This window comes from Methanobrevibacter sp. (assembly GCF_030539555.1).
Lineage (GTDB): Archaea > Methanobacteriota > Methanobacteria > Methanobacteriales > Methanobacteriaceae > Methanocatella.
The window spans coordinates 1-2,520 of the sequence record NZ_JAUNXX010000124.1 but is presented as its reverse complement, the minus strand read 5'-3'; the positions used below and the strand labels follow the sequence as shown (position 1 = coordinate 2,520).

General features: G+C 26.7%; 2 protein-coding genes. One reads left to right on the top strand and one right to left on the bottom strand.

The annotated features are described in order from the left end of the window. Window positions 1-197, top strand: a 197-nt coding sequence (locus Q4Q55_RS10305) for a hypothetical protein (protein WP_303372710.1), incomplete at its 5' end; no start/stop codon positions are given. Between the two features lie 597 nt (window positions 198-794). Here the strand turns inward: Q4Q55_RS10305 and Q4Q55_RS10300 are convergent. Beyond that, window positions 795-1,442, bottom strand: a complete 648-nt coding sequence (locus tag Q4Q55_RS10300; RefSeq protein ID WP_303372709.1) for a hypothetical protein — start codon at window positions 1,440-1,442, stop codon at window positions 795-797. Window positions 1,443-2,520: the final 1,078 nt, after the last annotated feature.

Here is a 2,520-nt window from a genome sequence, read left to right as displayed (position 1 = left end):
ATGGTAAATTGGTTAAAGACAAAACTGTAACATTCAAGTTCAACGGCAAAACCTACAAGGTAAAAACCAACTCCAAAGGAATTGCACAAAAAACATTGAATAAGAATGTTATCAAAAAGCTTAAAAAAGGCAAAACCTACACTGTAAAAGTTACTTATCTTAAAGATACTGTAAAATCCAGTGTAAAAGTCAAATAGTGTTTAAAACAATTAATATTTAAATTAGGTGAATTTAATTATTCACTTATTTTCTTTTTTTTCTAGATTATCTCATTTTTTAAGGAAAGTTTTCATTCTCAATTCAATGTGATGATGAGTATGGACAATAGATTTCATAATTTTTAATGCACTGTTGATTAAATCAAAAGTAAATCGATAAGCTTAATTTTAATGAAGTGTTTTTTATATTAACTGCAATGATATTAAAAACCAATTTACTTTTTAACTGTGCATGTATATACTTTTCAAAATTAAGTTTTAGATACTGAAATGTGAATTTGACTTGAGTATTCTTGTTGGGTAAGTATATCAATAGTTGATTTTCTTACATTCCCAGTCAGCGCTAATTTTCAAGATTGCCTCTATGAGGAAAATTAACTCAGTTCCTAATTAATTATATATAATTTGAAAATTAGATTATTAATTATTATTTGGAGAGGATTTTATGAAAACTCATGCGATAGTTGTGCTACTTACCTCTCTACACTACTTTTTTTAGAACTCAACTTAATTAAATTTTTCAATTTTATAAACTAAAATTAATCAATTGTTGTGACATAATGTATTGGAAATTCATTAAATAATAAACCAACGTAATATGGAAAGAATCACTACTATTAAAACTATTAGCTGGCCTGTGCCCTTCCAAGTTCTCAAATCAAATGGTAATACTTTGTCTAAAAAATCAGGTGACAACAGTATAAACAATATTGTCAGAGACAGGATTAGATAAAGTAAATTTGATGTTAAGTATGATGAAGATAGAATGTTAGTTGTATAATTATATAATGATAATGCAATAATCATGGTAAATGGAAAACTGATTAGATAATAAATTATTGGATTATATCCTAATGTATTTTTCCAGTATTCATTTCCAAAATTATCTGTTTTTTTAACAGGACAGTTTTCATCACTAAAAACTTTAAGTCTCAACAGCATAAAAATGACTGGTATATATTGTGAAATAAACATTATGGCAGCAAATTTTAAACCTTGACTTTTTAAAATAGGATAAAAGAACATTAGAGAAAGAGTAACTGTTATAATTATTATTAAATAGAATATTACAGAGTAATTCATACCAATATGGTATCTGGAAACTAAACCATATTTTTCATCAAACCAGTCACGTTTGTATGTAAAAATGGCCATTAGACTGCTTGATACTGTAAAAGTACGAATTGAAAAGAATTTGTTTGTTGCAGGTATTACGGACAACATAAAGGATAGAATAACTCCCAATACAAATCCAAAAATGAAAATAAAAATTGAATATACTTTAAGCTCATCGGGATCTAAAAGAAGCCAAGGGGTGTTTATAATTTGAAATAAATCTTTAATCGTATCATCCTGACTATGTTTAAGTGTTTATTATTTTTAATTTATTAATATAAATAGGTTCACCAATTCTTATTCACCAAGCTTCAACACCCCTCCAGCTGGTTGATGTGGTTTCGGTCTGGTGAATTGATTCACATAAAATAATGAGGCGTTTTAATAAAAAAACTTAATACTATTCTAATTACATGATAAATGTAATTTTTACTTGAGTATGAACTAAAATAAAATTATTTATACTATAAAAATCAAATATACAGGTAATCAAACTCTTGATCCAATAGGGGGTGATATTATATCGAACAAAGTAATATTACCTGCGAGGGAATTTAGAACATCAGTTCTAATGAACTCTCCTCTTGGCAAAACTATTCATTTAAAGGGAGGAATCCTTATGAGTATCCGAGGAAAACTTTGGATCGCAATGTTCATATACGCCATCATATCGTGGTGTCTGGCATTTGTCATCATATGGATTACCTATAATTAATCCGATGTCATAATCGATTCTTCCGTTAAACTGTAGGAACCATCAAATATTAGAATCATTGTTTAGCGATAGCTCTTAATGGGTTATGTTTGGGTTTGTTGGGTCTAATAGACACTTCCTATTGTTTATAAATTAAAAAACAATAAACTTTATATATAATCTATTCATAATATTCATTAGAGTTTAAAGTCCACTTTCTGGGTACTTAAATTCTAAAATTTAAATGAATAGTTTTAGTTCAATGTCTACTTTGTTCGAACATGCTTGTCATGTTGTAGACATTGATTAAACTTATTATCTATTTTTAAAAACTAATACGATTCTATTTATTATAATCGTGATTTTAGGTTTAAAATACAACTTCCGGCACTTAAATTCTATTTTTTATTTTTTGTTAAAATGTTTTAAATTATAAAATAAGCACTTTAAGGAATTAAAAAATTAATAATCAACCATGTAAATTACTATTTT